Origin of the sequence: Pontitalea aquivivens (assembly GCF_046507575.1) — a bacterium.
Classification (GTDB): Bacteria; Pseudomonadota; Alphaproteobacteria; order Rhodobacterales; family Rhodobacteraceae; genus Pontitalea; species Pontitalea aquivivens.
This window is the reverse complement of record NZ_JBKFEY010000005.1, coordinates 86,947-112,268: the sequence shown is the minus strand read 5'-3', so window position 1 is coordinate 112,268 and position 25,322 is coordinate 86,947. Positions and strand designations below refer to the sequence as shown.

At 65.9% G+C, this 25,322-nt stretch carries 28 protein-coding genes; 26 read left to right on the top strand and 2 right to left on the bottom strand.

Annotated features, from left to right (window positions below; translation table 11 throughout):
• Nucleotides 1–172: 172 nt before the first annotated feature.
• The 17 genes from phnF (ACK8OU_RS08985) to phnE (ACK8OU_RS08905) all read left to right on the top strand — a co-directional run bounded on the left by phnF (ACK8OU_RS08985) (nucleotide 173) and on the right by phnE (ACK8OU_RS08905) (nucleotide 14,987).
• Nucleotides 173–940, top strand: coding sequence for a phosphonate metabolism transcriptional regulator PhnF (phnF, locus tag ACK8OU_RS08985; protein ID WP_410303038.1), 768 nt, complete (start codon nucleotides 173–175; stop codon nucleotides 938–940).
• A complete protein-coding gene (locus tag ACK8OU_RS08980; RefSeq protein ID WP_410303037.1) occupies nucleotides 933–1,370 on the top strand; it encodes a phosphonate C-P lyase system protein PhnG in 438 nt (145 codons plus the stop codon). Before phnF (ACK8OU_RS08985) ends, ACK8OU_RS08980 begins: the two co-directional genes overlap by 8 nt.
• Nucleotides 1,370–1,918, top strand: coding sequence for a phosphonate C-P lyase system protein PhnH (gene phnH, locus ACK8OU_RS08975; protein WP_410303036.1), 549 nt, complete (start codon nucleotides 1,370–1,372; stop codon nucleotides 1,916–1,918). The genes ACK8OU_RS08980 and phnH (ACK8OU_RS08975) overlap by 1 nt, the downstream gene beginning before the upstream one ends.
• Nucleotides 1,918–2,976 carry a carbon-phosphorus lyase complex subunit PhnI gene (locus ACK8OU_RS08970; protein ID WP_410303035.1) on the top strand — a complete coding sequence of 353 codons (1,059 nt, stop codon included), beginning with the start codon at nucleotides 1,918–1,920 and terminating at the stop codon, nucleotides 2,974–2,976. Before phnH (ACK8OU_RS08975) ends, ACK8OU_RS08970 begins: the two co-directional genes overlap by 1 nt.
• On the top strand, nucleotides 2,973–3,887 hold the full coding sequence (locus ACK8OU_RS08965) for an alpha-D-ribose 1-methylphosphonate 5-phosphate C-P-lyase PhnJ (RefSeq protein WP_410303034.1): 915 nt from the start codon (nucleotides 2,973–2,975) through the stop codon (nucleotides 3,885–3,887). Before ACK8OU_RS08970 ends, ACK8OU_RS08965 begins: the two co-directional genes overlap by 4 nt.
• Complete coding sequence (locus tag ACK8OU_RS08960; RefSeq protein WP_410303033.1) at nucleotides 3,884–4,693, top strand: ATP-binding cassette domain-containing protein; 810 nt, start codon at nucleotides 3,884–3,886, stop codon at nucleotides 4,691–4,693. The genes ACK8OU_RS08965 and ACK8OU_RS08960 overlap by 4 nt, the downstream gene beginning before the upstream one ends.
• A 7-nt stretch (nucleotides 4,694–4,700) precedes the next feature.
• Nucleotides 4,701–5,408 (top strand): phosphonate C-P lyase system protein PhnL, encoded by a 708-nt coding sequence (locus ACK8OU_RS08955; protein WP_410303032.1) that lies wholly within the window; start codon nucleotides 4,701–4,703, stop codon nucleotides 5,406–5,408.
• Nucleotides 5,395–6,561 carry an alpha-D-ribose 1-methylphosphonate 5-triphosphate diphosphatase gene (locus ACK8OU_RS08950; protein WP_410303031.1) on the top strand — a complete coding sequence of 389 codons (1,167 nt, stop codon included), beginning with the start codon at nucleotides 5,395–5,397 and terminating at the stop codon, nucleotides 6,559–6,561. Before ACK8OU_RS08955 ends, ACK8OU_RS08950 begins: the two co-directional genes overlap by 14 nt.
• A 135-nt stretch (nucleotides 6,562–6,696) precedes the next feature.
• Nucleotides 6,697–7,503, top strand: a complete 807-nt coding sequence (gene phnC / locus ACK8OU_RS08945) for a phosphonate ABC transporter ATP-binding protein (protein ID WP_410303030.1) — start codon at nucleotides 6,697–6,699, stop codon at nucleotides 7,501–7,503.
• Nucleotides 7,504–7,526: 23 nt separating this feature from the next.
• A complete protein-coding gene (gene phnD, locus ACK8OU_RS08940) occupies nucleotides 7,527–8,429 on the top strand; it encodes a phosphonate ABC transporter substrate-binding protein (RefSeq protein WP_410303029.1) in 903 nt (300 codons plus the stop codon).
• Between the two features lie 61 nt (nucleotides 8,430–8,490).
• Nucleotides 8,491–9,414, top strand: coding sequence for a phosphonate ABC transporter, permease protein PhnE (gene phnE, locus ACK8OU_RS08935; RefSeq protein ID WP_410303028.1), 924 nt, complete (start codon nucleotides 8,491–8,493; stop codon nucleotides 9,412–9,414).
• Complete coding sequence (gene phnE, locus ACK8OU_RS08930) at nucleotides 9,414–10,268, top strand: phosphonate ABC transporter, permease protein PhnE (protein WP_410303027.1); 855 nt, start codon at nucleotides 9,414–9,416, stop codon at nucleotides 10,266–10,268. Before phnE (ACK8OU_RS08935) ends, phnE (ACK8OU_RS08930) begins: the two co-directional genes overlap by 1 nt.
• Nucleotides 10,265–10,933 carry a DapH/DapD/GlmU-related protein gene (locus ACK8OU_RS08925; protein ID WP_410303026.1) on the top strand — a complete coding sequence of 223 codons (669 nt, stop codon included), beginning with the start codon at nucleotides 10,265–10,267 and terminating at the stop codon, nucleotides 10,931–10,933. Before phnE (ACK8OU_RS08930) ends, ACK8OU_RS08925 begins: the two co-directional genes overlap by 4 nt.
• 27 nt (nucleotides 10,934–10,960) lie before the next feature.
• Nucleotides 10,961–11,770, top strand: coding sequence for a phosphonate ABC transporter ATP-binding protein (gene phnC, locus ACK8OU_RS08920; RefSeq protein WP_410303025.1), 810 nt, complete (start codon nucleotides 10,961–10,963; stop codon nucleotides 11,768–11,770).
• 46 nt (nucleotides 11,771–11,816) lie between these two features.
• Nucleotides 11,817–12,719: a phosphonate ABC transporter substrate-binding protein gene (gene phnD, locus ACK8OU_RS08915; RefSeq protein ID WP_410303024.1), complete on the top strand. Its 903-nt coding sequence runs from the start codon at nucleotides 11,817–11,819 to the stop codon at nucleotides 12,717–12,719.
• Between the two features lie 55 nt (nucleotides 12,720–12,774).
• The gene (gene phnE / locus ACK8OU_RS08910; RefSeq protein WP_410303023.1) at nucleotides 12,775–13,653 is read left to right on the top strand and encodes a phosphonate ABC transporter, permease protein PhnE; all 879 of its coding nucleotides are present in this window, start codon (nucleotides 12,775–12,777) and stop codon (nucleotides 13,651–13,653) included.
• Nucleotides 13,654–13,661: 8 nt separating this feature from the next.
• Nucleotides 13,662–14,987, top strand: a complete 1,326-nt coding sequence (gene phnE, locus ACK8OU_RS08905) for a phosphonate ABC transporter, permease protein PhnE (RefSeq protein ID WP_410303116.1) — start codon at nucleotides 13,662–13,664, stop codon at nucleotides 14,985–14,987.
• On the opposite strand, the gene phnF (ACK8OU_RS08900) is transcribed toward phnE (ACK8OU_RS08905), so the two are convergent.
• Nucleotides 14,984–15,700, bottom strand: a complete 717-nt coding sequence (gene phnF / locus ACK8OU_RS08900) for a phosphonate metabolism transcriptional regulator PhnF (RefSeq protein WP_410303022.1) — start codon at nucleotides 15,698–15,700, stop codon at nucleotides 14,984–14,986. The genes phnE (ACK8OU_RS08905) and phnF (ACK8OU_RS08900) overlap by 4 nt on opposite strands.
• Before the next feature lie 102 nt (nucleotides 15,701–15,802).
• On the opposite strand from phnF (ACK8OU_RS08900), the gene phnG reads away from it, so the two are divergent.
• The 7 genes from phnG to phnN are packed head-to-tail and all read left to right on the top strand — an operon-like array spanning nucleotide 15,803 to nucleotide 20,826.
• A complete protein-coding gene (gene phnG / locus ACK8OU_RS08895; RefSeq protein ID WP_410303021.1) occupies nucleotides 15,803–16,264 on the top strand; it encodes a phosphonate C-P lyase system protein PhnG in 462 nt (153 codons plus the stop codon).
• Complete coding sequence (gene phnH / locus ACK8OU_RS08890; RefSeq protein WP_410303020.1) at nucleotides 16,261–16,830, top strand: phosphonate C-P lyase system protein PhnH; 570 nt, start codon at nucleotides 16,261–16,263, stop codon at nucleotides 16,828–16,830. The genes phnG and phnH (ACK8OU_RS08890) overlap by 4 nt, the downstream gene beginning before the upstream one ends.
• Entirely contained in the window at nucleotides 16,830–17,912 is a 1,083-nt protein-coding gene (locus tag ACK8OU_RS08885) for a carbon-phosphorus lyase complex subunit PhnI (protein WP_410303019.1), read from the top strand. Before phnH (ACK8OU_RS08890) ends, ACK8OU_RS08885 begins: the two co-directional genes overlap by 1 nt.
• Nucleotides 17,909–18,775 (top strand): alpha-D-ribose 1-methylphosphonate 5-phosphate C-P-lyase PhnJ, encoded by an 867-nt coding sequence (locus tag ACK8OU_RS08880; RefSeq protein WP_410303018.1) that lies wholly within the window; start codon nucleotides 17,909–17,911, stop codon nucleotides 18,773–18,775. The genes ACK8OU_RS08885 and ACK8OU_RS08880 overlap by 4 nt, the downstream gene beginning before the upstream one ends.
• Before the next feature lie 50 nt (nucleotides 18,776–18,825).
• Nucleotides 18,826–19,602, top strand: a complete 777-nt coding sequence (phnK, locus tag ACK8OU_RS08875; RefSeq protein WP_410303115.1) for a phosphonate C-P lyase system protein PhnK — start codon at nucleotides 18,826–18,828, stop codon at nucleotides 19,600–19,602.
• A 1-nt stretch (nucleotide 19,603) separates the two neighbouring features.
• Nucleotides 19,604–20,287: a phosphonate C-P lyase system protein PhnL gene (gene phnL, locus ACK8OU_RS08870; protein ID WP_410303017.1), complete on the top strand. Its 684-nt coding sequence runs from the start codon at nucleotides 19,604–19,606 to the stop codon at nucleotides 20,285–20,287.
• Nucleotides 20,284–20,826 (top strand): phosphonate metabolism protein/1,5-bisphosphokinase (PRPP-forming) PhnN, encoded by a 543-nt coding sequence (phnN, locus tag ACK8OU_RS08865; RefSeq protein ID WP_410303016.1) that lies wholly within the window; start codon nucleotides 20,284–20,286, stop codon nucleotides 20,824–20,826. The genes phnL and phnN overlap by 4 nt, the downstream gene beginning before the upstream one ends.
• Here phnN and ACK8OU_RS08860 read toward each other — a convergent pair.
• Entirely contained in the window at nucleotides 20,808–21,497 is a 690-nt protein-coding gene (locus ACK8OU_RS08860; protein ID WP_410303015.1) for a DUF1045 domain-containing protein, read from the bottom strand. The two genes, phnN and ACK8OU_RS08860, sit on opposite strands and share 19 nt — an antisense overlap.
• A gap of 95 nt (nucleotides 21,498–21,592) precedes the next feature.
• Between ACK8OU_RS08860 and ACK8OU_RS08855 the strand changes: the two genes are divergently transcribed.
• Nucleotides 21,593–22,735, top strand: a complete 1,143-nt coding sequence (locus ACK8OU_RS08855) for an alpha-D-ribose 1-methylphosphonate 5-triphosphate diphosphatase (protein ID WP_410303014.1) — start codon at nucleotides 21,593–21,595, stop codon at nucleotides 22,733–22,735.
• Nucleotides 22,736–22,881: 146 nt separating this feature from the next.
• The gene (locus ACK8OU_RS08850; RefSeq protein WP_410303013.1) at nucleotides 22,882–25,170 is read left to right on the top strand and encodes an Orn/Lys/Arg family decarboxylase; all 2,289 of its coding nucleotides are present in this window, start codon (nucleotides 22,882–22,884) and stop codon (nucleotides 25,168–25,170) included.
• Nucleotides 25,171–25,322: the final 152 nt, after the last annotated feature.

Here is a 25,322-nt window from a genome sequence, read left to right as displayed (position 1 = left end):
TTGGCACGCTGCAAGGTTCGCCCCGGAACAGTCGCCCAAAGACGAAAGTTGCGCGACGATTGGCGGCGTTTTGCGTCGCACATTGGGGATGAAAATCTTTCGCGGCGTCACCAAGGCGTCATGCAGTACGGCTATCACCGGGGTCATTCGGATGACTTGATCGAAGGCCCCCATGACCGCCATGCCCCCTGCCACACGCACCCCCTGGCAAGCGATCCGCGATGATCTTGCGCGCGACATCGCGCAGGGGCGGTTGCCACCGGGGGCGCAACTGCCGACCGAGCCGGAATTGTGCAAACGTTTCACGGCCGGGCGCCATTCGGTGCGCCGGGCGGTCAATGCGCTGGCGGTCGAGGGCACGCTGCGCGTCGAACAGGGCCGCGGCACCTTTGTCGCGGCGGCGCCGATGATCCGCTATGCCATCGGCCGGCGCACGCGGTTCCGCCGGAACCTGGCGGATCAGGGGCTGTCGCCCTCGGGCGAGGATCTGGAACAGACGGTGCTGCCCGCGCCGGGGCATGTTGCGCGCGCGCTGGCGATCGCAGCGGGCGATCCCGTGCACCGGCTGCTGCGCCGGGGGCTGGCCGATGGTGTGCCGATCAGCCTTGGCCTGTCGTTTTACCCCGCGGCATTGTTCCCCGATCTGCCCGAACGGCTGTGTGCCGGGCAGTCGGTGACCGACATCTATCGTGACCATGGCATTGCCGATTACTTCCGCCAAAGCACCGTCATCTTCACCCGCCGCCCCGACCCGCAAGAGGCCGAATTGCTGCGCCAGCACCCCGATCAGCCGGTGATGGTGGTGCAAAAGACCGATGTGGATGGCGCGGGCCGCCCCATTGGCCATTCGCAGGCGATCTGGGCCGGGGGCCGGGTGCAGTTCACGCTTGATACGCTCGATCCCGGGCAAGAGTTTCAGGAAAGGACCACAGATGTTTGATCAGGGCACCGGGGCATTCGACCATGCCCGGTTTCTGGAAACGCTGGCGCGCGCGGATGGGCCGCGGCTGAAGGCGCTGGCCGGGACGCTGTTGGCGCAGCTGGGCGATGTCGAGGTTGTCCAGAGCCGCACCGGCCTTGTGATGCTGCCGATGCGCGACACGGTGCAGGGTACCGATTTTCACCTGGGTGAGGTGCTGGTGGCCGAGGCGCATATCCGCGCCGCGGGCGCCGAGGGCTATGGCATGATCGTGGGGCGCGACCTGGAACGCGCCATGGCGATGGCCGTGATCGATGTGGCCATGGCCGCAGGGGTCGGCGCGCAGGCCATCGCCGCCTTCGTGCGCCCTGAGGCATCCGTGATCGCCACCGCCGATACCGACCGGCTGCGCGCGGTCGAGGCCACCCGCGTCGAGATGGAGACCTTCTGATGACCCTGCACGCGACCCCCGTTCCCGATGCCGCCGAAACCCGCGCCAATGCCACGTTCGAGGCATTGATGTGGGCCCTGTCGCGCCCCGGCACGGTACAGCATCTGCCCCAGTCCGGGGCCTGGGCAATTGCCGAGGCGCTGGTGGACCGCGAATGCCGCGCCTTCACCGACGATCCGGCGCTGGCCCCGCAGCTTGTTGCCCTGGGTGCTGCGCTGGTGGTGCCGGCCCAGGCCGATCATGCCTTTGTCTCGCTGGGCACGCCCGCAGGTGTGCGGACCCTTGCGCAACTGCCCGCCGGATCGGCGCTTTACCCCGACGAAGGCGCGACGGTGGTGGCCGAGGTGCGGCTTGGCACAGGCCAGCGTCTGCGCCTGACGGGCCCGGGCATCGAGTCCACGGCGGAAATCGCGGTGGATGGCATCGACCCCGGCTTTTGGGCCGCACGCGCGGCGCGCTGCCGCTATCCCGAAGGCATTGACCTGTTTCTGATCTGCGGCACCGCCGTCATCGGACTGCCGCGTTCCACCCGGATCGAGGTGCTCTGATGGCCTATGTTGCAACCCGTGGTGGCGAACGTGCCATCGAGCAATCCGAACGCCTGTTCCGGGCTGAACTTGGCCGGATCGACGCCGCCCGCGTGGCGCAGATCGGCACCGCGCTGCCCTGGCTGATCGACCGGGTGATGGGCGAGGCCTCGCTTTATGACCGCGATCTGGCGGCGCTCGCGCTGGCGCAGACCGGCGGCGATCTGTATGAGGCGGTGCTGGTCCTGCGCGCCTGGCGCACGACCCAGCCGCGGCTGGCGATTGCCGAACCCGTTACACAGGACCGGCTGTTCACGCACCGCCGTATCTCGGCCGCGTTCAAGGATATTCCGGGCGGGCAGATCCTTGGCCCAACGCTGGATTATTCGCACCGGATGCTGGCCACCGACGTGTTGGAGGGGCGGCCCTTGGACCCCGCGCCGGTGACACCGGCGGCACGGCCCGCGCCCGCGTATCAGCCCTCGCTCGCCGCCTGGCAAAAGGCGCAGGGGCTGGTTGCCGATCCGCCGCGCGTGGATGTGGCCCCCGATGCGATCCCCGACCTGACGCGGGAACCGCTGCTGTTCCCGGCCTCGCGCGCGCATACGCTGCAAAGCCTGGCGCGCGCCGATACCGGTGGGGTTCTGGCGCTGGGGTATTCCGCGATGCGCGGCTATGGCAACGCACATCCCACGGTGAACGAACTGCGCCTGGCCGAGGCCGAATTGCGCGTGCGTCACCCGCGCGGCACGGTCTTTTCCGCAGGCCGCGTGCGCGTCAGCCAGGCCGAGGTCACATCAAAGGGCCGCAACGGCCAGCTGGAGCTGGGCTTTTGCGCGACGCTGGGCTGGAACGAGGTCAAGACCATCGCTGGCGCCACGCTGGACCTGAACGCCCCCGGTGCTGCCAAGAACGCGGCCACCGACCCGGAATTCTTCCTTTACCACACCGAACCGGTCGAGGCCTCGGGCTTCTGCATCCATTTCAAGCTGCCCCATTACGTTACGTTCCAATCCGCGCTGGACGCGCTGCGTGGCGCCAGGGCCGCGTCCCCCGCCAAAGAGGAGCTTCCGGCATGAGCCTTATGACCCTGACAAAACCCTGGGCGGCCTTTTCCTATGGTTTCCTCGATGCCTCGGCCAAGCGCGAATTGCGGCGCAAGATGTTAAAGGCGATTGCCGTTCCGGGCTGCCAGATGCCCTATGCCAGCCGCGAGGTGCCGATGGCGCGCGGCTGGGGGACGGGCGGGCTGCAGGTCACGCTGACGCTGCTGAAACCGACCGCCCGCGTGAAGGTCATCGACCAGGGCGCGGATGACAGCGTCAACGCCGCCTCGATCCGCAAGTTCCTGCACCGCGTCTCGGGGGCTGCGGAAACCTGGGATACGCTGGATGCGACGATCATCCAAAGCCGCCACCGCGTGCCCGAGGAACGGCTGCGCGAAGATCAGATCCTGGTGCTGCAGGTGCCCAACCCGGAACCGCTGCGCCCGGTGGAACCCAACATGTCCACCGCCCGCCAGATGCATGCCGATGCCGATTACGGGCGGCTGTGGCTGGTTCTGTATGAACAGATCGTCCGGTCCGGCCGGGTGATGCAGGGCGCGGCCTATCCCAGCCTTGTGAACGGGCGCCATGTGATGACGCCGTCGCCCATTCCGCGCTGGGATGTGCCCAAGCTGAACATGGCCCGCCACCTGACCTTCCTGTCGGCGGGGCGCGAGAAACGGCTGTATGCCGTGCCGCCCTTTACACGGGTGGAACCGCTGGCGTTCAGCGATGTGCCCTACAAGGTCGAGGATCACGCGGGTCTGACCTGCGCGCGGTCGGGCGTGGCCGGGTTCTTCATGAACGAAATCCCGCAGGACGATGGCGGTTCGATCCATGAACTGTCCGACAGCCATCTGGGCATCAAGGCGATCCGCCGCGCCGGGGGCGAGGCCGCCCCGATCGGCCAGACCTGGTATCAGAACGGAGAATTCCGCCCATGACCGCGACCCAATTGCATCCCCAGCTGCCACCGCAGTTGATGACGGCCCCGCCGCTTCTGACCGTATCGGGCGTCAACCGCCGCTTTGGCGATGTGGTGGCGTTGCACGATGTGTCCGCCCGCGTCTATCCCGGCGAGGTGCTGGGCATCGTCGGCGAAAGCGGGTCGGGCAAATCGACGCTGCTGCGGATGATGAACCTGGAAGACACGCCTGACAGTGGTGATTACCGGCTGGCCCTGCCGGGGGTGGCGGGCAACCTGTTCGGCCTTGACCGCTTTGCCCGCCGGATGCTGCGCGCGCGCCACATCGGCATCGTCTATCAGAACCCGCATCTGGGCCTTTTGATGAAGAACAGCTCGTCGGGCAATGTGGCCGAGCGCCTGCTGATCGCGGGCGAACGCAGTTTTGCCACGCTGCGATCCAAGGCGCGCGTGGCGCTTGAGGCATCGGAATTTCCGCTGACGCGGATGGATGCGCCGCCGATCGAGCTTTCGGGCGGGATGCAGCAGCGCGTGCAACTGGCCAAGGCGATCGCGCTGGAACCGGCGTTGTTGCTGCTGGACGAACCGACGACGGGGCTGGATGTCAGCGTGCAGGCGCTGGTGCTGGATACGCTGAAGCGGCTGCAACGCGACCGGGCGATCACCATGGTGATCGTCAGCCACGACCTTGGCGTAATTCGCACCATGGCCGACCGGGTCATGGTCATGCGCCGCGGGCGCGTGGTCGAGGAAGGTCTGGCCGACCAGATATTCCAGGACCCGCAGCACGAATACACCCAGGCCCTTGTCCATGCGAAACTATGAGGTTCCGATGACACCCGTTCTGACGGTCGAGGGGCTGACCAAGGCCTTTGACATGCACCACCTTGGTCAACGCCTGCATGCCTTTTCCGGCATCTGCTTTACGCTGCATCCCGGCGAATTCCTGCTGCTGAAGGGCGCGAATGGCGTGGGCAAATCCACGCTGTTGCGCACACTTTACCGCAGCTATCTGCCGCGCGCGGGCCATATCTGGTATCACGCGCCCGAAGGCCGGATCGACCTTGCCCGCGCGGCGGATGTCGATGTGGCGCTGCTGCGCCGGCGCGAGATCGGCTTTGTCACCCAGTTCCTGATCGCGCGCCCGCGCGTCGCCGCCGAAGAGGTGGTGGCAGAACCCCTGCGCCGTGCCGGGGTTGCCGCCCCCGAGGCGCTGGAACAGGCGCGCCGCTGGCTGGCGGAATTCGGCGTCAAGCGTGACCTGTGGCGGGCCTATCCCACGACCTTCTCGGGCGGGGAACAGCAAAAGGTGAACCTGGCCCGCGCACTGATCCTGCCGCAGCGCCTTTTGCTGCTGGATGAGCCCACCGCCTCGCTGGACGCGGGCGCGCGCTCGGCGCTGGTGCGGCGTCTGGCCGAACTCAAGGCGCAGGGCGTGGCGATGATCGGCGTCTTCCACCATCCGGGCGATGTGGCTGGGCTGATCGACCGGGACATTGAACTGACCGTGCAGGAGGCGATGGACGATGTGGCTGTCTGATTTCAGGGTGGTGTTGCCCGATGGCGTGATGGAACGCGGCTCGGTCCGCATTGACGGCGGGCGCATCGCGGAACTGCGCGACGCGCCGGTGGCGGGGGGCCTGCCTGGTGACGGGCTGATCCTGATGCCGGGCTTTGTGGACATGCACGGCGACATGGTCGAACGCGAGGTCGAGCCGCGCCCCAATGTGCGCATGCCGATGGAACTGGGCCTGCGCGATCTGGACCGGCGGCTGAAGGTCGCGGGCGTGACCACGGCCTATGCCGCGCTCAGCTTTTCGCCGTCCTCGACCTATGGGCATCTGCGCAGCTACGACCACACCTCGGCGGTGATCCGTGCAATCAGGGCCATGCGCGGGGCGCTGAAGGTCGATCACCGGGTGCATGCCCGGTTTGAGATCACCTTCCCCAACGCGCTTGGCGTGATTGAGGAGCTGATCGCCGAAGGCTTGGTCGATCTGATCTCGCTGTGCGATCACACGCCGGGGCAGGGGCAGTATCGCGACATCGAACGCCATATCGACAAGATCGCCCGCGAAAAGGGCCTGTCGCGGGATGAGGCCTCGCAGACCGTCGCCGCTCGGATCGAGGAACGCACCCTGCCCGCCAAGGTTCTGGCCGAGACCCTGCGGCGCATTTCGGATCTGTGCCACGCGCATGGTGTGGCGATTGCCAGCCATGATGACGATACTCCTGCCAAGGTCGCGCTGATGCAGGATCTGGGCGTGGCGATCAGCGAATTTCCGGTAACGATGGAAGCCGCGGCCGAGGCCCGTGCGCGCGGCCTGATGAATGCGATGGGCGCGCCCAATGCGCTGCGCGGGCAAAGCTATTCGGGCAACCTGTCGGCGCGCGCGGCCCATGCGGCGGGCCTGCTGGACATTCTGGCGGCGGATTATCACCCGTCGGCGATCCTGCCGGCGGTGCTGGAACTGGCCAGGACCGATCCGGCGGGGCTTGCAGGGGCGGCGCGACTGGCCACGCTGAACCCCGCGCGGGCGCTGGGGTTGACTGGCCGGGGCGCGATCGCCGAAGGTCTGCTGGCCGACCTGGTGATCGCTGATGACGACGGTATCGGCCATGTCCGCGCCACCCTTCGAGAAGGGCGCAAGATCTATTCCGACGGATCGCTGTTCGGCGCGCAGGCGGCCTGAAACCTGTCCCACCTTCCCCGAACGGGCGGCGCCATGCGCCGCCCGTTCGCATTGCGCCCGCATCACGCCGCAGCGTCATGCAAAATTCATCCGGATGAGACGCAGGCGTTTCATAGGGCGGCCAAAGTCTGGCCCATGGAACAGCACATCCTTTCCCTTTCCGGCCTTGGCCGCAGCTTTGGATCCACCCGCGCGGTGGATCGTGTCACACTTGATATCCCGCCGGGGCAGTTCGTCGGCGTGATCGGACGGTCCGGTGCGGGCAAATCCACCCTGCTGCGGCTGATCAACCGGCTGATCGACCCGACCGAGGGGCAGATCCGCTTCGGTGGTGCCGATGTCACCGCGCTGCGGGGGCGGGCGTTGCGCAACTGGCGGCGCGATTGCGCGATGATCTTCCAGCAGTTCAACCTGGTCGAACGGCTGGACGTGCTGACCAACGTGCTTGTCGGGCGGCTGGCCGATCACGGCTTTGCCTCGTCCATGCTGATGCGCTTTTCCGATGCGGAACGCGCGCTTGCGATCCGGGCGCTGGACCGGCTGGACCTTGCACCGCAGGCCTTGCAACGCGCAGGCACGCTTTCGGGCGGGCAGCAGCAGCGCGTGGCGATCGCGCGCGCGCTGCTGCAGAACCCCCGCATCATGCTGGCAGACGAACCGATCGCCAGCCTTGACCCCGGCAATGCCACCCGCGTGATGGAGGCGCTGCGCACCATCAACCGCGAGGATGGCATCACCGTTCTTGTGAACCTGCACACCATCGATACGGCGCGTGCCTATTGCGATCGCATTATCGCGATGCGCGCGGGCCGGGTCTATTTCGATGGCACCGCGCGGCAGCTGACCGACGATGTCCTGCGTGACATCTACGGTTCCGAAGGGCTGCCCGCCTTCGACCCTTCCGTGACCTCGACGGCGATCCGCCCCGTGGTCACGGCCTGATCCCCCAAACACCGGAGTATTCCATGCGTCTTCTTGCCACCACCGCGCTTGTTGCCCTGACCGCGCTGCCCGCTTTCGCCAATGACTGGCGGGCCGATTACAAGGTTGTCCGTTTCGGTATCCTGTCGGGCGAAAACGAAAGCGACCGCGTCGCGCGCTACACCCCGTTTGAACAATATCTGGAAAAGACCCTTGGCGTCGATGTCGAGATCTTCACCGCCGGCAATTATGACGGCGTGATCCAGGCGCTGGCCGCCGATCAGATCGAATTCGCCTTCCTGGGGTCGTCGTCCTATGCGGCCGCCTATACCGAAACCGAAGGTGGCGTGGTGCCGCTGCTGACCGCGCAGCAGAATGACGGCTCGACGGGGTATTTCTCGGTCGTGGTGACGCGCTGCGACAGCCCCTACAAGACGCTGGATGACCTGAAGGGCAAGGTCCTGGCCTTTGCCGACCCGGATTCCACCTCGGGCTATCAGGTGCCGTTGTATAATCTGGTGCAGCAGGGCTATGACCCGGCCAGCTTCTTCTCGGCCACGCCGTTTTCGGGCAGCCATGAGGCCGGCGTGCAGGGCGTCGTCAATGGCCAGTTCGACGCCGCCACGACCTATATCAACAACGAAACCAACGGCATTCCGCAGCGGATGGAAGCCAAGGGCATGATCGAGCCCGGTCAGGTCTGCAGCATCTGGCAATCGCCGGAAATCACCTCGGGGCCGTTTACCGCGCGCGCCAACCTGCCGCAGGGCCTGATCGACGCCATGAAGGCCGCCGTGCTGGCCACCCCTACCGCCGCGCCCGAAGCGCACACGGAAATGACCGGCGGCGATAAGTCCACCGCCAAGGGTTATGTCGAGGTCGATCACGCCCGCTATCAGTGGACGATCGAGATGCGCGACTGGCTGAAGGCGCAGCGCCGCAGCTGATTGCCCTTTCTTTCGGGGGCGGCGTCCGGCGCCGTCCCCTGTTTTCTGACGGGATGGATTCATGACCGCCGCGCTTGCCGCCCCTTCCGCCGCCGTTCTGGCCTTTGATCGCGATTTTGCCGCGCATCGCGCCCGGGCCCGCGTCACCTTTGTGATCGTTTCGCTGGCGCTTGTGCTGGCCACGTTGCTGACCGCCGATTTCGCAGGTTTTTTCCGCATCACGCAGGTGACGCTGGCCGACGGCACACGGGCGGAACGCTGGGTGATCCTGGCGGGCATTCCGAAGCTGGGGGATTACATCGCCAAGACCATCCCGGAAATCCGTTGGTCCACGCTGGCGGGCGATCTGGGCGAATGGTTCTGGCGCTGGCGGATCTGGGCGGATTTGTTGCTGGAAACCGTGCTGATCGCCTTCATGGCCACCGTGATGGGGCTGGCGGGCGGGTTTGTCCTGTCCTTCCCGGCCTCGCGCAACCTGGCGCCGGCCCGATGGGCTTTGTGGCTGTCGCGCCGTTATCTGGAAATCGCGCGCACGGTGCCCGAGATCGTCTTTGCGCTTGTCTTCGTCTTTTGCTTTGGCGTGGGGCCGATGGCCGGGGTGCTGGCGATCGCGGTGCATACCGCCGGTTCGCTGGGCAAGCTGTATTCCGAGGTGAACGAGAATATCGACATGCGCCCGCTGGAGGGCGTGAAGGCCGCGGGCGGCAGCTGGTTCGACCAGATCCGCTATGGCGCGGTGCCGCAGATCCTGCCCAATGTCATCAGCTACACGCTGCTGCGCTTTGAAATCAACGTCCGCGCGTCATCGATCATCGGCTATGTCGGCGCGGGCGGGCTGGGGCAGGAATTGCGCACCGCCGTGGCGCTTGGCGAACATACCGATTTGTCGGCGCTGTTCGTGATCATCTTTGCAACCGTCATGCTGATCGACTGGGGTTCGGAAAAGCTGCGCCACCGGATCATCGGCCTTGGAAGGGCCCTGTGATGTCGCGCCTGCCAGATGCCGGCCTTGCCGCCGCACGCGCCCTTGCGCCCGCCGCCTTTGACCGTCCCCTGCGCCCTTTGCGCCTTGGGCTGATGGCCGGGCTGGTGGCACTGTTCGGCTGGTGCCTTTACGACTTTGGCTTTTCGCCGCTGCGGATCTGGGACGGTCTTGGCCGGTTTGGCCGGGTGCTGTCCTTCATGTTCCCGCCCCACATCTGGACCGACTGGCGCGAAGTGTCCGAGATCCTGAAAGGTCTGGGCGAGACGCTGTCGATGGCCTTTCTGGGCACGGTCCTGGGCGGCATCGTGGCCTTTCCGCTGTCGTTTCTGGGGGCCAAGAACCTGAACCGCATTCCCGTCTTGCGCTTTGGCCTGCGGCGCGGGTTCGACGTGATCCGCGCCTTTGAAACACTGATCCTGGCGTTGATCTTTATCCGCGCCTTTGGCCTTGGTCCCTTGCCCGGCGTTCTGGCCATCGCCGTGTCCGAGATCGGCGTTCTGGCGAAACTTTACGCCGAGGCGATCGAGAATACCTCGCGCAAGCCGGTTGAGGGGGTCACCGCCGCTGGCGGGTCGCGTCTGCAGGCGATCCGCTTTGGCGTGATGCCGCAGGTGATGCCCGTGATCCTGTCGATCACGCTGTACAACTTCGAATCCAATGTGCGGTCCGGCACGATCCTGGGGATCGTGGGGGCAGGGGGTATCGGTTTTCTGCTGTCGGACCGGATTGGCGCCTATCGCTGGGATGAGGCCTGGTCGATCATCTTCCTGATCATCGCCATGGTCTACCTGATCGACTGGGCCTCGGCCGTGATCCGCGCGCGTTTCATCGGCAAATACGAAGGTGTGAAATGAAGATGCTGACGGAAACCCCGACGATCCACGAAACCGCCCATGTGGTCGATTGCAACCTGGGCCGCTGGACCGAGGTGCAGGCCCATGTCTCGATGCGCGAAAGCAGTTTTGGCGATTATTCCTACATCGTGAAATATGGCAATGTGATGTGGTCGACGATCGGCAAGTTCTGTTCCATCGCGGAAGGTGCGCGGATCAACCCGGGCAACCACGCGACCTGGCGGGCCAGCCAGCACCATTTCACCTATCGCGCCGCGCAATACGGACTGGGCGATGATGACCAGGAATTCTTTCAGTGGCGCAAGGATCATTGGGTCACCATCGGCCATGACGTCTGGATCGGCCATGGCGTCACGATCCTGGCGGGCGTGACGGTGGGCACCGGCGCGGTGATCGGCGCGGGCGCGGTGGTGTCCAGGGACGTGGCGCCCTATGAAATCGTCGGCGGCGTCCCCGCCCGCCCGATCAAGCGCCGTTTCACCCAAGCCCAGGCCGGGGCGTTGCAACAGATCGCCTGGTGGGACTGGCCGCATGACGTGCTGCGCGCGGCGCTGCCCGATATCCGTGCATTGTCCATTGATGCCTTCATCGAAAAATACGCCGCCCCCGGTGCCGTTACGAAACTTTCACGCAACGGCACAAAAACCGTCACGCAGCCTGCGTAAAAACCCCTTAACCACGAAGGGGGCACGATGCTGCACGTCAAGGACCTGACCCGGATCTTCGGCCAGAAAGCCGCGGTGGACCGGATTTCGTTTTCGCTGGACCGGCCCGGCTTTGTCGGGATCATCGGGCGATCTGGCGCGGGAAAATCCACCTTCCTGCGGATGATGAACCGCATGACCGATGCCAGCGCCGGCGAAATCCTGTTCGAGGGGCGTAATGTGCTGGCGTTGCGGGGCGCGGACAAGCGCGGCTGGCAAAGCCAATGCGCGATGATCTTTCAGCAGTTCAACCTGGTGCCGCGGATGGATGTGGCCTCGAACGTGCTGCACGGCATCCTCAACCGCCGTTCAACGCTGGCCACGATGTTCAACCTGTGGTCCGAGGCCGACATCACCCGCGCGCTGTCGATCCTTGACCGGCTGGGCATTTCCGAGCAGGCCCCGAAACGGGCCGAGGCGCTTTCGGGCGGGCAGCAGCAGCGCGTGGCGATCGCCCGGGCGCTGATGCAGGAACCCAGGGTCATCCTGGCCGATGAGCCGATCGCCAGCCTGGACCCGATGAACGCCCAGATCGTGATGGACACCCTGCGCCGCATCCATGACGAAGACGGCCGCCTGGTGATCGCCAACCTGCACACGCTGGATACCGCGCGGCGCTATTGTGACCGGGTGATCGGCATGCGCGACGGGCGCATCGTCTTTGACGGCACGCCCGACCAGCTGACCACCGGCGTTGCGCGCGACATCTATGGCGCCGACGCCAGCTTTTCCGAATCCGCCACCTCGACCTCGATCGACGCGCTCGACCGCGACTATGCGCAGGCGATGCTGGCCTGACCTTCCCCGGCCCGGCGTTACCCGGGCCATCCTACCGGAGAGAACCATGAAACACCTGATTGCCATCCTTGCCGCCACCACGGCGCTTGCCGGCGCCGCCCGGGGGCAGGACCTCAAGCAATTCAATATCGGCCTTCTGGGCGGCGAGAATGCCCAGGACCGGATGACCTCGAACGAATGTTTCCGCGCCTATGCCGAAGAGGCGCTTGGTGTGCCGGTCAAGCTGTTCACGCCCGCCGATTATGACGGCGTGATCCAGGGCCTTCTGGGCGGCACCATCGACATGGCCTGGCTGGGCGCCAGCGCCTATGCCAAGGTCTATCTGACCGACCCCGAGGCGGTGGACGTCAAGATGGTCAAGACCAACCTTGACGGCAGCTATTCCTATTTCTCGATCGGTTTCGCGCGCAAGGACCGTGGCATTGCCTCGCTGGCGGACATGAAGGACAAGGTCTTTGCTTTCGGCGATCCCAATTCGACCTCTGGCTATCTGATTCCTTCGGTGGAAATTCCCAGGGAAACCGGCGCTTCGATGGATTCGGGCGATTATTTTGGCGAGGTCCGCTTTACCGGCGGGCATGAACAGACCATCGTCGCGGTCGCCAATGGCGATGTGGATGCGGGCGTGACCTGGGCCGATGGGCAGGGCGACTGGGAAGATGGCTATAATTCCGGCGCGTTGCGCAAGGCGGTGGATGCGGGGCTGATCGACATGAACGATCTGGTCGAGATCTGGCGCTCCAGGCCGATCGCCGAAGGCCCGATCGTGCTGCGCCGCGCGCTGCCCGAAGACGCCAAGGCCAGGATCGTCGATTTGCTGGCGGGTCTGCATGCCAAGGATCCCGCCTGTGCCTATGGCGTCGCGGCGGGCGAAACGGCGGGGTTCACCCCGATCACCCACGAAGCCTATGAAACGATCATCGAGGTCCGTCGCCAGCAAGGCGGCTGATCCTTCATGATGCTGGCCGGGCCCTGCGGGCCCGGCAATTCCGTTCGGGGACAACATGGTCGATATCGCATTCGGGCCGGAGCCGGGGCACCGCCCCGATCCCGCCGACAACCGCGCAACCTATCTGCAGATGGTGCGCCGCAAGCGCATGTATGGCGGCGTCTTGCTGGTGCTGTTCGTGGGGCTGATGGCTTCGGGCTTTCAGCTGGCCGATGCGCGTAACGCGGGCGGGTTCTGGAACGGGATCGGCAACGTCCTGGCCTTCCCCACCGAAGTGGTGACAGAGGCCTGGGCCAACCGTGCCAACATTCCCGCGCTGTTCTGGAAATTCGGACCATCGCTGGTCGAGACGCTGAACATCGCGGCGGTCGCCACGTTGATCGGGGCGCTGGCTGGCGCGGTTCTGGCGCTGTTGTCGACGCGGGGGCTGGCGCGCTGGCCGCGGCTGATCGGGCTGTTCCGGCGGATGATGGATGCGATGCGCGCGATCCCCGAAATCGTGATCGCGCTGGTGCTGATCTTCATTCTGGGCGGCGGGCCGGTTCCGGCGATGATCGCCATCGCGTTTCACACCGCGGGTGCGCTTGGAAAACTGTTTTCCGAAGTGGCCGAGAATGCCGGTCGAAAGCCGGTCGAAGGTCTGGCCTCGGTCGGGGCCAGCTGGGGCCAGCGGATGTGGCTGGGCGTGATCCCGCAGGTGGCCCCGAACTGGATCGGCTATGGCCTGTTGCGGTTCGAGATCAACATCCGCGCCTCGGCGATCCTGGGTTTCGTCGGCTCGGGCGGGATCGGGCATGACCTGAAACTGGCGATGCAATGGGGGCAGGGGCGCTATGACCAGGTGGTGGCGATCTTCCTGTTGCTGTTCCTGACCATCGTCGCGGTGGACCAGCTGTCCAGCCATTACCGCAACCGTCTGGTGAAAGGGCACTGATCATGGCCATGGCCGAAACCGCACTTGCCCCCGCGATCCTGCGCCGGTTCCAGCGCCGCAAGGCGTTCAGCCTGGCGGTCCCGGCGGTGATCCTGGTCTATCTGGCCTATGTCTTCGTGGCCTTCGACATCGCGGGCATCGCCCAGCGGGCGCGGATGGACAATGCCGCGATCCTGCTGTCGGATTTCTGGTCCTACAAGACCCATGTCACGCGCAACAACCGCACCGGCGATCTGACTGTCGCGATCGAGGGGGAAACCAAGGGCACCTATCCCGAAGGTCGTCTGCCCGATTGGGTCAGCCGCGACGGCGACATCACGCGCATCGATCTGGGTGCGGGTCATCTGGTGACCTATGACGCCGCGGGCGCGCGCTATGAGATGCCGGGCCATGGCACGATTGCCATCGCCCCCGAGGGTGGCCGCCTGCGCCTGACCGCCCCCGACCCGCTGCCCGGTTGGATCAATGCATCCGACACGCGGATTTCGGTCACCACCGATCAGGGGCGCTTTGCCTATACCCGTTCCAAGGTGGAAACCTTCCGCTATCAGCCGGGATGGGAGCTGTTCTTCTTCACCCTCGACAGCCCGTTTTCCGGCAAAGGCCCGGCGGAACTGGTGGCGCTTGCCCTTTGGGGCGACCGGCTGGACCCGGCGCGCAGCAATGTGGTCCATATGGCGGCGGATTTCTGGACCAACGCGATGTGGCGGCATGGGGATGTGGTCTGGGCGATCTTCGAAACCGTTCTGATGGCCTTTCTGGGCACGATGGGGGCGGCGCTGGTGGCCTTGCCACTGGCCTTTCTGGCGGCGGCCAATTTCACGCCGCTGCGCGGGGTGCGCTTTGCCCTGCGCCGCCTGTTCGACTTTGTCCGGGGTGTGGACGGGTTGATCTGGACGATCGTCCTGTCGCGCGCCTTTGGACCGGGGCCGATGACCGGGGCGCTGGCGATCTTGACCACCGATACCGGCAGCTTCGGCAAGATGTTCTCGGAAACGCTGGAAAACATCGATGCCCGCCAGGTCGAGGGCGTGCAATCCACCGGCGCCGATGCAATACAGCGTGCGCGCTTTGGCGTGATCCCGCAGATCACGCCGGTGCTGCTTAGCCAGGTGCTGTATTATCTGGAATCGAACACCCGCAGCGCCACGGTGATCGGGGCGATCGTGGGGGGTGGTATCGGGTTGTTGCTGACCCAGGCGATCATCACCCAGAAGGACTGGGAAGAGGTGTGCTATTACATGGTGCTGATCGTGTTGATGGTCACGCTGATGGACACCCTGTCGGGCTGGCTGCGCCGACGCCTGATCACGGGCGACGGGGGCGGGCATTAGGCCGGATCGGGGCTGACCGTCAGGGTGACCCGTTCGGCGGGAAACCAGGTGGTGCCGAATTCGACCGGCTGGCCCGCCGCATCCACATTGACCGAGGCGGTACACAGGATTGCCATCCCCGCGGCGATCTGCAGTTTCATCGCCAGCGTAGGCCGCGCGATCCGGGCGCTGATGCGGGTGGCGGCGCGGGTATAGTCGGTTACGCCACAAGCGCGCAGCGCCTGGGTCACGGATCCGGTGCGGGCCAGATGCGCGGGCAGGTCGGGCAGCGATGTGGCAGGAAAGACCGACCGGAAGGCCGCAAGCGGCAGCCCATCGGCCAGCGACAGCCCCTCGACCACATGCACCGGCGCACCCGGGTCGATCCGCAACGCCTCGGCCTCGGCCGGATCGGCCAGCCGCGTTTCCATCCGCGTGAAGCTGCGTGACGGGATACGCCCGGTGGCCGAGATGTTCTGGTGAAAGCGCACACGCCGGCCCAGCGGATAATCGGCGGGTCCGGCGGACACGAATACCCCCGCCCCGCGCCGTGCATGGACAAGCCCCGCCTTGGCCAGGGCGGCCAGCGCATGGCGCACCGTGTGACGGTTCACACCAAACCGCGCGGCCAGCGCGGCCTCGGACGGTAGTTTGGCGCCCGGGCGATAGTGGCCCCGGGCGATTTCGTCGCCCAGCGTGTCGTGAATTTCCTGCCAGATCGCGGTGCGCGCCATGGCCCCCCCTGTCATCAAAGTTTCATCGCCATGTCGTGGCTCTGTCGCCGAATTCGCGCTATCAACCTGTCTAGTTGTATAGATACTGAACAGGTTCGCAAGATGTCCACCCCTGCTTCTGAAACCGTCGCGGATACGCCCGCGCGCCGCGACTGGATGGGCCTTCTGGCCCGGGCGCGGCCCGATCAGCTGGCCGCCTTGATGCCCGAAACCCCGTCGCATGCTGTCCTGCGCCCGCCCGAGGTGGGCGCGGTCATGGTGCGCGGCCGGGTGGGTGCGGCGGGTGCGCCCTTCAACCTGGGCGAAATGACCATCACGCGCTGCACGCTGCGGCTGATGTGCGGGGCCGTTGGCCACGCCCATGTGCAGGGCCGCGACAAGGGCCATGCGACGCGCGCGGCCATCGTCGATGCGCTGATGCAGACCGATGCAGCCGCCGATCTGCGCGCGCGTGTGCTGGAGCCGCTGGCGCGCGCCGAAACCGACCGTCGCCAGGCCCGCGCCGGAAAGGCCGCGGCGACGAAGGTCGAATTCTTCACCATGGTTCGCGGAGAGGACACATGACCCCCGAAGCCCTGACCGGCGGTTTCGCCGATGCCCCCGTCCAGGCCGCGCGCGCCTTTCGCGCCGCCCTTGACGCCTTGTCGCGCCCGGGGGTGATCCATACCGTCGCGGGGGCCACCCCGTCCATGCCGTTGTCGGTGGCGGCGGGTGTGCTGGTGCTGACGCTGGCCGATGCCACGACGCCGGTGCATCTGGCGGGCGATCACGATTGCCCCGCGCTGCGCGACTGGATCACCTTTCACACCGGTGCGCCGCTGGTCGATGCGGCAGGGGCGGCCTTTGCCGTTGGCCGCTGGGGGGCGCTTGCGCCGCTGTCGCGCTTTGCGATCGGCACGCCGGATTACCCCGACCGTTCCGCCACGCTGATCGTCGAGGTGGATGACCTGTCCGCCAGCGGCGCGCGGATCAGCGGGCCGGGGATCAGGGACCACGTCCATCTGTCGCTGCCCGAGGTTGCCGCCTTTCGCGCCAACCGCGCGCTGTTCCCGCAGGGTTGCGACTTCTTCCTGACCTGTGGGGACCGGCTGGCCGGGCTGCCGCGCAGCACCATCGTGGAGGCTTGCTGATGTATGTTGCCGTCAAAGGGGGTGAACGCGCGATCGACAATGCGCATGCCTGGCTGGCCGAGGAACGCCGGGGCGATCCGGGGGTGGCCGAACTGTCGGTGGACCAGATCCGCGAACAGCTGCGGCTGGCGGTGAACCGGGTGATGGCCGAAGGCTCGCTGTATGATCCCGACCTTGCGGCGCTGGCGATCAAGCAGGCGCGCGGCGATCTGATCGAGGCGGTGTTCCTGATCCGTGCCTATCGCACCACGCTGCCGCGCCTGGGCCATTCGCGCCCCGTTGAGACCGCCGCGATGGCCTGCATCCGCCGCATCAGCGCGACCTTCAAGGATGCGCCCGGGGGCCAGGTGCTGGGGCCGACTTTCGACTATACCCACCGTCTGCTGGATTTCAAACTGCTGGCCGAGGGCGCGGTGCCCGCCGCCCCCGCCAGTGCCGCGCCCCCCGGCCGGGTGCCCCATATCACCGGCTTTCTGAACCGCGACGGCATGATCGAAGCCGACGCGCCCGATGAGGCCACACCCCCCGACCTGACGCGCGCGCCGATGGAACTGCCCGCCACCCGGCCGCTGCGGCTTCAGGCGCTGACGCGGGGGGATGAGGGCTTCGTGCTGGCGATGGCCTATTCCACCCAGCGCGGCTATGGCCGGACCCATGCCTTCGTGGGTGAATTGCGCATCGGCACCGTTGCCGTCGAGATGGAGATCCCCGAGCTGGGCTTTGCCGTCGAAATCGGCGAGGTCGAGCTGACGGAATGCGAAACCGTCAACCAGTTCAAGGGATCCAAATCCGAGCCGCCGCAGTTCACCCGCGGTTATGGTCTGGTCTTTGGCCAGTCCGAACGCAAGGCGATCGCCATGAGCCTGGTGGACCGTGCCCTGCGCTGGAAGGAACTGGGCGAGGATTTCGCCGGTGCCCCCGCGCAGGACGAGGAATTCGTCCTGATGCACGCCGACAACATCCAGGCCACCGGGTTCCTGGAACATATCAAGCTGCCCCATTACGTCGATTTCCAGTCGGAACTGGAACTTGTCCGGCGGATGCGGGCCGAGGCCATGCAGATGCAGGAGGCGGCCGAATGACCGATCAGGCCTATAATTTCGCCTATCTTGACGAACAGACGAAACGGATGATCCGCCGCGCGATCCTGAAAGGGGTGGCCGTGCCGGGCTATCAGGTGCCCTTTGCCAGCCGCGAAATGCCGATGCCCTATGGCTGGGGCACCGGCGGGGTGCAGGTGACCTCGGCCTGCCTGATGCCCGAGGATTGCCTGAAGGTGATCGACCAGGGTGCGGACGATACCACCAATGCCGTGTCGATCCGCAAGTTCTTTCAGCGCACGGCGGGCGTGCAGGTGACCGAGGCGACGGCAGAGGCCAGCGTGATCCAGACCCGCCATCGCATCCCCGAGGCGCCGCTGCGCGAAGGCCAGATCCTGGTCTATCAGGTGCCGATCCCGGAACCCTTGCGCTTTCTGGAACCGCGCGAGACCGAGACCCGCAAGATGCATGAGCTGGAGGAATATGGCCTGATGCATGTGAAGCTCTATGAGGATATCGCGCGGCATGGCCAGATCGCGACCTCTTACGCCTATCCGGTCAAGGTTGAGGGGCGCTATGTCATGGATCCATCGCCGATCCCCAAGTTCGACAATCCGAAACTGTCGGACAACCCGGCGCTGCAGCTGTTCGGCGCGGGGCGCGAACAGCGGATCTATGCCCTGCCGCCCTATACGCAGGTGGTGAGCCTGGATTTCGACGACCATCCGTTCGAGCCTGGCAAGGCGCCACATGATTGCGATCTGTGCGGGGCGGGCGACAGCTATCTGGACGAGGTGATCGTGGATGATGCGGGCGGGCGGATGTTCGTCTGTTCGGACACCGATTTCTGCGCCAGCCGCCGCGCGGCGGGGCATCGCGGGCGCCTGTCCCCCGAGGGGGTGTGATGATGGAAGGGCCGGATTTGAGTATTTTTGCCAAGAAGAAGCCACAGCCGATGGCATCGAAGGCGCAGTTGCTGCGGGTCGAGGGGCTGACCAGGTACTATGGCGCGCGGATCGGCTGTGCGGATGTGTCGTTCGATCTTTATCCCGGCGAGGTGCTGGGGATCGTGGGTGAAAGCGGTTCGGGCAAGTCGACGCTGCTGTCGTGCCTGGCGGGCCATATGGCCCCCGATGCGGGGCGGGTGATCTTTGACACGGCCCAGGGTCCGCGCGACATGCGCGAGATGAGCGAGCCCGAGCGGCGGCGGCTGGCGCGGACCGATTGGGCCTATGTCCACCAGAACGCCCGCGACGGGTTGCGGATGGGCGTTTCGGCAGGCGGCAACGTGGGCGAGCGGCTGATGGCCGTGGGCGCGCGCCATTATGGCGACATCCGCGCCACCGCGACCGACTGGCTGGGCCGGGTCGAGATTTCGCCCGAGCGGATCGACGACCGTCCCAGTGCCTTTTCGGGGGGTATGCAGCAGCGGTTGCAGATCGCGCGCAATCTGGTGACAGGGCCGCGGCTGGTGTTTATGGATGAACCGACGGGGGGGCTGGACGTCAGCGTACAGGCGCGGCTTTTGGACCTGTTGCGAGGCCTGGTGCGCGAGATGGGCCTGTCGGTGCTGATCGTTACCCACGATCTGGCGGTGGTGCGGTTGCTGGCGGACCGGCTGATGGTGATGAAGGGGGGCCGCGTGGTCGAGCAGGGCCTGACCGATCAGGTGCTGGACGATCCGCAGCATGCCTATACGCAGCTTCTGGTCTCTTCGGTATTGCAGGTGTGAGATGATCGAGATTTCCAATCTTTGCAAAAGCTTCACCCTGCACAATCAGGGCGGCGCGGTGATCCCGGTGATGGCGGGGGCGGCGTTGCGCGTGGCGCCCGGGGAATGCGTGGGGCTGATGGGGGCATCCGGCGCGGGGAAATCCACGCTGATGCGGATGATTTATGGCAATTATCTTGCCGCCTCGGGCCGGATCGAGGTGGCGGGGGTCGATGTGGCCCGCGCCGCCCCGCGCGAGGTGATTGCGCTGCGCCGTCAGACGCTGGGCTATGTCAGCCAGTTCCTGCGGGTGGTGCCACGCGTGCCGACGCTGGATGTGGTGGCCGAGCCGCTGCTGATGCTGGGCGTTCCGGCCGATGCGGCGCGGGCGCGGGCGGCGGATCTGCTGGGCCGGCTGAACATCCCCGCGCGGCTGTGGCCGTTGTCGCCCACCACCTTCTCGGGCGGGGAACAGCAGCGGGTGAACATCGCGCGCGGCTTTGCCCATGCCTATCCCGCGCTGTTGCTGGATGAGCCGACGGCAAGTCTTGACGCCACCAACCGCGAGGTCGTTCTGGGGATGATCGACGAGGCCAAGGCCCGTGGTGCGGCCATCGTGGGCATCTTCCATGACGAAGGCGCGCGCGAACGTGTCTGCGACCGGCTGGTGGATGTGACGGGCTTTACCCCCGGGTTGGTGGCATGACCGGCAGGCTGTTCGCGCTGGTCGGGCCGTCGGGGGGGGGCAAGGATACGCTTTTGGCCGCCGCCCGGGCCGCGCGCCCCGATCTGGCGGTGGTGCGGCGTGTCATCACCCGGCCCGAGGCGGCGGGGGGCGAGGATTTCGAGGGCGTGACCGGCCCCGCCTTTGACGCGCGGCTTGCGGCAGGCGCGTTTGCGCTGCACTGGCAGGCGCATGGGTTGCGCTATGGCATTCCGGGGGCCGAGCTGGCGCCGCTGGACGCGGGGCGCGACGTGATCTTCAATGGTTCGCGCCATGCACTGCCCGATGCGCTGGCGCGGTTTCCGGGCGTGACGGTGATCCTGGTCACGGCGCCGGTGCCGGTGCTGGCGGCGCGGCTGGCCGCGCGCGGGCGCGAGACGCGCGCCGATGTCGAGGCGCGGCTGACCCGCGCGGGCTTTGCCCTGCCTGCGGGTATTCCCGTCCGGCATGTGGTGAACGATGGTCCGCTGGATCGGGGTGTGGCGCGGTTTCTGGCCGCGCTTCAGGCGGAAAGCGTGTAGCGATGCAGGATGCGGAACATTCCGTCCGTGGCCTCGCCAAACAGGCACAGGTCGCGGATGGTGAAGGGGCGGGGCAGGTGCGGGGCCAGATGGGGGCGCAGGGCAGCGGCCACGGCATCGGCCTCGGGGGGGGGCAGATCGCCGGTCAGGGTCAGGTGGAAGCGGAATTCCTCCATGACATAGGGATAGCCCCATTGGTCCAGCAGCGCGCGTTGCCGCGGGCTGAGGCGGTCTGGCTTGCGCCGCGCGATCTCGGCCTGGGTCGGGGGGGCGCGGAAGGCGTCAAGCGCGCGCACGACGGTGGCTGCCAGATCGGCCAGGGCGCTGGCGCCGCCTTGGGGCGTCAGGGCCAGAAACCCGCCCAGTTGGCTGAGGTGAAGGCCGTCCAGCGTCACCGGCGCCAGATGCGCGGCCAGATCGGTGCAGGCCCGGTGCAGCGCCTCGGGCGACTGTCCGGGGGCCAGCCGGAAGGGCGGCTTGATCGTGCCGTGAAAGCCGTATTTGCGCGGCGTCGCGGTGATTTCGGCCACCGGGCGGGGCAGGCCCGCAAGATCGGGGTGGGGCAGGGCACGGCCCGCCGCCGCATCCCAGCCCAGCCAGTGGGCGGCAAGATCGGCAAGGGGTCCCGGTTCGGGCGCGTAATAGATCGCGTAGCGTTTCATCTTTTCCATTCCGGTGCCGATAACAGACGAATGTCACATCCCTGTGACACGCCGCTGGCATTGCGCAGCCTTGTGCCGCAAACGTCAATATCAGGACAGCAATCATGACCGAGACCATTCTTGCCAATGCCACCCTTGTCTTGCCGAAGGAGGTGCGGCGCGGCAGCCTGCGCCTGAAGGACGGGCGCATTGCCGATATCGCCGATGGCGTGGCGGTGCCGTCCGGTGCCATCGACTGTGCGGGTGATCTGGTCATGCCCGGCCTGATCGAACTGCACACCGATAACCTTGAACGCCATATCGAGCCGCGCCCCAAGGTCGATTGGCCCCATGCCGCGGCGATTATCGCCCATGATGCGGAACTGGCCAGTGTGGGGATTACCACCGTGTTCGACGCGCTGCGTGTGGGGTCGGTCGTGTCCAATGCCAGGGCCAATTACGGCGAATATGCCCGGGCGCTGGCCGATGAGATCCTGGACCTGCGCGCACAAGGGGCGCTGCGGATCAGCCATTTCCTGCATCTGCGCGCCGAGGTCTGTTCCGAAACCCTGATCGCCGAGCTGGCGAAATTCGGTCCCGAGGATCGCGTGGGTATCGTCAGCCTGATGGATCACACCCCCGGTCAGCGCCAGTTCCGCGATGTGACGCAGTTGAAGAACCATGTCTGCGGCAAGCACGGCTTTTCGGATGCCCAGTTTGACGATCACGTTGCCAGCCAGAAGGCGCTGTCGGCGCTGGTGGGGGCCGCCCATGAAGAGGCCGCGGTGCAGGCCGCGCGCCGCTATGGTGCGGTGCTGGCCAGCCATGACGACACCACCGCGGACCATGTGGCGCAATCGGCCGCGCGTGGCGTGCATTTCGCCGAATTTCCGACCACGACCGAGGCCGCAAGGGTCTGCCGCGCGCATGGCATCGCGGTGATGATGGGCGCGCCGAACCTGATCCGGGGCGGCTCGCATTCGGGCAATGTGGCGGCCAGGGATCTGGCTGCGGCGGATCTTCTGGACATCGTTTCGTCCGATTATGTGCCCTCGGCGCTGTTGTCGGCTGCGCTGATGCTGGGCGATCTGTGGGCCGACATGGCGCGGGGCATTGCGACCGTTACCGCCGCGCCCGCCGCCGCCGCGGGGCTGGGTGATCGCGGGCATCTGGATATTGGCGCGCGCGCCGATGTGATCCGGGTGGCGCGGATCGCGGGGGCGGGCGCGCTGCGCGGCACCTGGGTGCAGGGGCGGCGCGTCGCCTGAACCATCCCCGCTGCGCCGGGGGGCATTTCGCGATCCGGTTCGGGCCTGAATCCGCCGGATCGCGGTTTGTTTTGCGACTTGGCCTTGACGGCAAAGCCCGCACTGGAAAGAACGGGGCAACGCAGGGCCGCTCCGAAGGAAAGCCTATGAAATTCCGATTCCCCATCGTCATCATCGACGAAGATTTCCGGTCCGAGAATGCCTCTGGCCTTGGCATCCGGGCACTGGCTGACGCGATCGAAGGCGAAGGCTTTGAGGTGCTGGGCGCCACCAGCTATGGCGACCTGTCGCAATTCGCCCAGCAGCAAAGCCGCGCTTCGGCCTTCGTGCTGTCGATCGACGATGAGGAATTCAGCCCCGGTCCCGATCTTGACCCCGCCGTGGTCAGCCTGCGCAGCTTCATCGAAGAGGTGCGCTGGAAAAACCCCGATGTGCCGATTTTCCTGCATGGCGAGACCAAGACCTCGCGCCATCTGCCCAACGACATCCTGCGCGAGCTGCACGGCTTTATCCACATGTTCGAGGACACGCCCGAATTCGTGGCCAGGCACATCCTGCGCGAGGCGAAGAACTATCTGGAAGGCATCCAGCCGCCGTTCTTCAGGGCACTTCTGGATTATGCCGAGGACGGGTCCTATTCGTGGCATTGTCCCGGCCATTCGGGGGGCGTGGCCTTTCTGAAATCGCCCATCGGGCAGATGTACCACCAGTTCTACGGCGAAAACATGCTGCGTGCCGATGTCTGCAACGCGGTTGAGGAACTGGGCCAGCTGCTGGATCACAACGGCGCCATCGGCGCATCCGAACGCAATGCCGCGCGGATCTTCAATGCCGATCACTGTTTCTTTGTGACCAACGGCACCAGCACCAGCAACAAGATGGTCTGGCACCATACCGTCGCGCCGGGCGATGTGGTGGTGGTGGACCGCAACTGCCACAAGTCGATCCTGCACGCGATCATCATGACCGGCGCCATCCCGGTGTTCCTGCGGCCCACGCGCAACCACTGGGGCATCATCGGCCCCATCGCGCATTCCGAGTTTGAGCCCGAATCGATCCGCGCCAAGATCCGCGCCAATCCGCTGCTGGCGGGCGTCGACGCCGATGCGGTCAAGCCGCGGGTGATGACGCTGACGCAATCGACCTATGACGGGGTTCTGTACAACACCGAGGAAATCAAGGGTATGCTGGATGGCTATGTCGAGAACCTGCATTTCGACGAAGCCTGGCTGCCGCACGCGGCCTTTCACCCTTTCTATGGCACCTATCACGCCATGGGGCGCAAGCGGGCCCGTACGAAACATTCGGTGACCTATGCGACCCAGTCGATCCACAAGCTGCTGGCGGGGATTTCGCAGGCCAGCCACATCCTTGTGCAGGACAGCGAAGAGGTGAAACTGGACCGGCATCTGTTCAACGAAGCCTATCTGATGCACACCTCGACCAGCCCGCAATATTCGATCATCGCCAGCTGCGACGTGGCGGCCGCGATGATGGAACCGCCCGGCGGCACCGCGCTGGTCGAGGAATCGATCCTTGAGGCGCTGGATTTCCGCCGCGCCATGCGCAAGGTTGATGAGGAATTCGGCGACAAGGACTGGTGGTTCAAGGTCTGGGGCCCGGATGAGCTGTCCGAGGAAGGGATCGGCCGCACCAAGGACTGGGTCCTGCGCCGCACCGATTCCGAAGGCGTGCAACGCGATGGTGAGGATGCCTGGCACGGCTTTGGCGACATGGCCCCGGGCTTCAACATGCTGGACCCGATCAAGGCCACGATCATTACCCCCGGTCTGGATATCGACGGGCGCTTTGATGCGACGGGCATCCCCGCCTCGATCGTGTCGAAATACCTGACCGAACATGGCGTCGTGGTGGAAAAGACCGGGCTTTACAGCTTTTTCATCCTGTTCACCATCGGCATCACCAAGGGCCGCTGGAACACGCTTCTGGCCGCGCTGCAGCAGTTCAAGGACGACTACGACCGCAACCAGCCGCTGTGGCGCGTGATGCCGGAATTCTGCGCCAAGCATCCGCGTTATGAACGCATGGGCCTGCGCGATCTTAGCCAGCATGTCCACGCGCTTTATGCCAAATACGACGTGGCCCGCCTGTCGACCGAGATCTATCTGAGCGATCATCACCCCGCGATGACCCCCACCGAGGCGTTTTCGCACATCGCCCGGCGTCAGACCGAACGCGTGCTGATCGACGATCTGGAGGGCCGGATCACGACCAGCCTTGTCACCCCCTATCCGCCGGGCATTCCGCTGCTGATCCCGGGCGAGACATTCAACGCCCAGATCGTGGATTACCTGCGCTTCAACCGCGATTTCGCGCGCGAATGCCCGGGCTTCGAAACTGATATCCACGGCCTGGTGATGGAAACCGGCCCCGACGGCATCACGCGCCACTACGCCGATTGCGTGGCGATCTGACCGCGGGCCCCCGCGGCCCCGCCGATCTCTACACGCGCCGTGAGGTTGGGACCGGCCTTGCCACAGGTTTTCGTTAGTGCGGGCCGATCACTGATCCTGCCGGGGCGATCCGTTTCCCGAAACCTGGTGCCCGGACAGCCGCAGGACGAAAA

Bases quoted from the DNA above. Each gene is read 5' to 3' on its own strand.
- phnK (WP_410303115.1), top strand. From the start codon at position 18,826: ATGGCATCGAAGGCGCAGTTGCTGCGGGTCGAGGGGCTGACCAGGTAC.
- phnN (WP_410303016.1), top strand. From the start codon at position 20,284: ATGACCGGCAGGCTGTTCGCGCTGGTCGGGCCGTCGGGGGGGGGCAAG.
- phnE (WP_410303116.1), top strand. From the start codon at position 13,662: ATGGCCGAAACCGCACTTGCCCCCGCGATCCTGCGCCGGTTCCAGCGC.
- ACK8OU_RS08850 (WP_410303013.1), top strand. From the start codon at position 22,882: ATGAAATTCCGATTCCCCATCGTCATCATCGACGAAGATTTCCGGTCC.
- phnD (WP_410303029.1), top strand. From the start codon at position 7,527: ATGCGTCTTCTTGCCACCACCGCGCTTGTTGCCCTGACCGCGCTGCCC.
- ACK8OU_RS08860 (WP_410303015.1), bottom strand. From the start codon at position 21,497: ATGGAAAAGATGAAACGCTACGCGATCTATTACGCGCCCGAACCGGGA.
- phnE (WP_410303028.1), top strand. From the start codon at position 8,491: ATGACCGCCGCGCTTGCCGCCCCTTCCGCCGCCGTTCTGGCCTTTGAT.
- ACK8OU_RS08885 (WP_410303019.1), top strand. From the start codon at position 16,830: ATGTATGTTGCCGTCAAAGGGGGTGAACGCGCGATCGACAATGCGCAT.
- ACK8OU_RS08960 (WP_410303033.1), top strand. From the start codon at position 3,884: ATGACCGCGACCCAATTGCATCCCCAGCTGCCACCGCAGTTGATGACG.
- phnE (WP_410303023.1), top strand. From the start codon at position 12,775: ATGGTCGATATCGCATTCGGGCCGGAGCCGGGGCACCGCCCCGATCCC.
- phnG (WP_410303021.1), top strand. From the start codon at position 15,803: ATGTCCACCCCTGCTTCTGAAACCGTCGCGGATACGCCCGCGCGCCGC.
- phnC (WP_410303025.1), top strand. From the start codon at position 10,961: ATGCTGCACGTCAAGGACCTGACCCGGATCTTCGGCCAGAAAGCCGCG.
- ACK8OU_RS08980 (WP_410303037.1), top strand. From the start codon at position 933: ATGTTTGATCAGGGCACCGGGGCATTCGACCATGCCCGGTTTCTGGAA.
- ACK8OU_RS08925 (WP_410303026.1), top strand. From the start codon at position 10,265: ATGAAGATGCTGACGGAAACCCCGACGATCCACGAAACCGCCCATGTG.
- phnC (WP_410303030.1), top strand. From the start codon at position 6,697: ATGGAACAGCACATCCTTTCCCTTTCCGGCCTTGGCCGCAGCTTTGGA.
- phnH (WP_410303020.1), top strand. From the start codon at position 16,261: ATGACCCCCGAAGCCCTGACCGGCGGTTTCGCCGATGCCCCCGTCCAG.
- phnF (WP_410303022.1), bottom strand. From the start codon at position 15,700: ATGGCGCGCACCGCGATCTGGCAGGAAATTCACGACACGCTGGGCGAC.
- ACK8OU_RS08955 (WP_410303032.1), top strand. From the start codon at position 4,701: ATGACACCCGTTCTGACGGTCGAGGGGCTGACCAAGGCCTTTGACATG.
- phnH (WP_410303036.1), top strand. From the start codon at position 1,370: ATGACCCTGCACGCGACCCCCGTTCCCGATGCCGCCGAAACCCGCGCC.
- phnE (WP_410303027.1), top strand. From the start codon at position 9,414: ATGTCGCGCCTGCCAGATGCCGGCCTTGCCGCCGCACGCGCCCTTGCG.
- ACK8OU_RS08965 (WP_410303034.1), top strand. From the start codon at position 2,973: ATGAGCCTTATGACCCTGACAAAACCCTGGGCGGCCTTTTCCTATGGT.
- ACK8OU_RS08880 (WP_410303018.1), top strand. From the start codon at position 17,909: ATGACCGATCAGGCCTATAATTTCGCCTATCTTGACGAACAGACGAAA.
- ACK8OU_RS08970 (WP_410303035.1), top strand. From the start codon at position 1,918: ATGGCCTATGTTGCAACCCGTGGTGGCGAACGTGCCATCGAGCAATCC.
- ACK8OU_RS08855 (WP_410303014.1), top strand. From the start codon at position 21,593: ATGACCGAGACCATTCTTGCCAATGCCACCCTTGTCTTGCCGAAGGAG.
- ACK8OU_RS08950 (WP_410303031.1), top strand. From the start codon at position 5,395: ATGTGGCTGTCTGATTTCAGGGTGGTGTTGCCCGATGGCGTGATGGAA.
- phnL (WP_410303017.1), top strand. From the start codon at position 19,604: ATGATCGAGATTTCCAATCTTTGCAAAAGCTTCACCCTGCACAATCAG.
- phnD (WP_410303024.1), top strand. From the start codon at position 11,817: ATGAAACACCTGATTGCCATCCTTGCCGCCACCACGGCGCTTGCCGGC.
- phnF (WP_410303038.1), top strand. From the start codon at position 173: ATGACCGCCATGCCCCCTGCCACACGCACCCCCTGGCAAGCGATCCGC.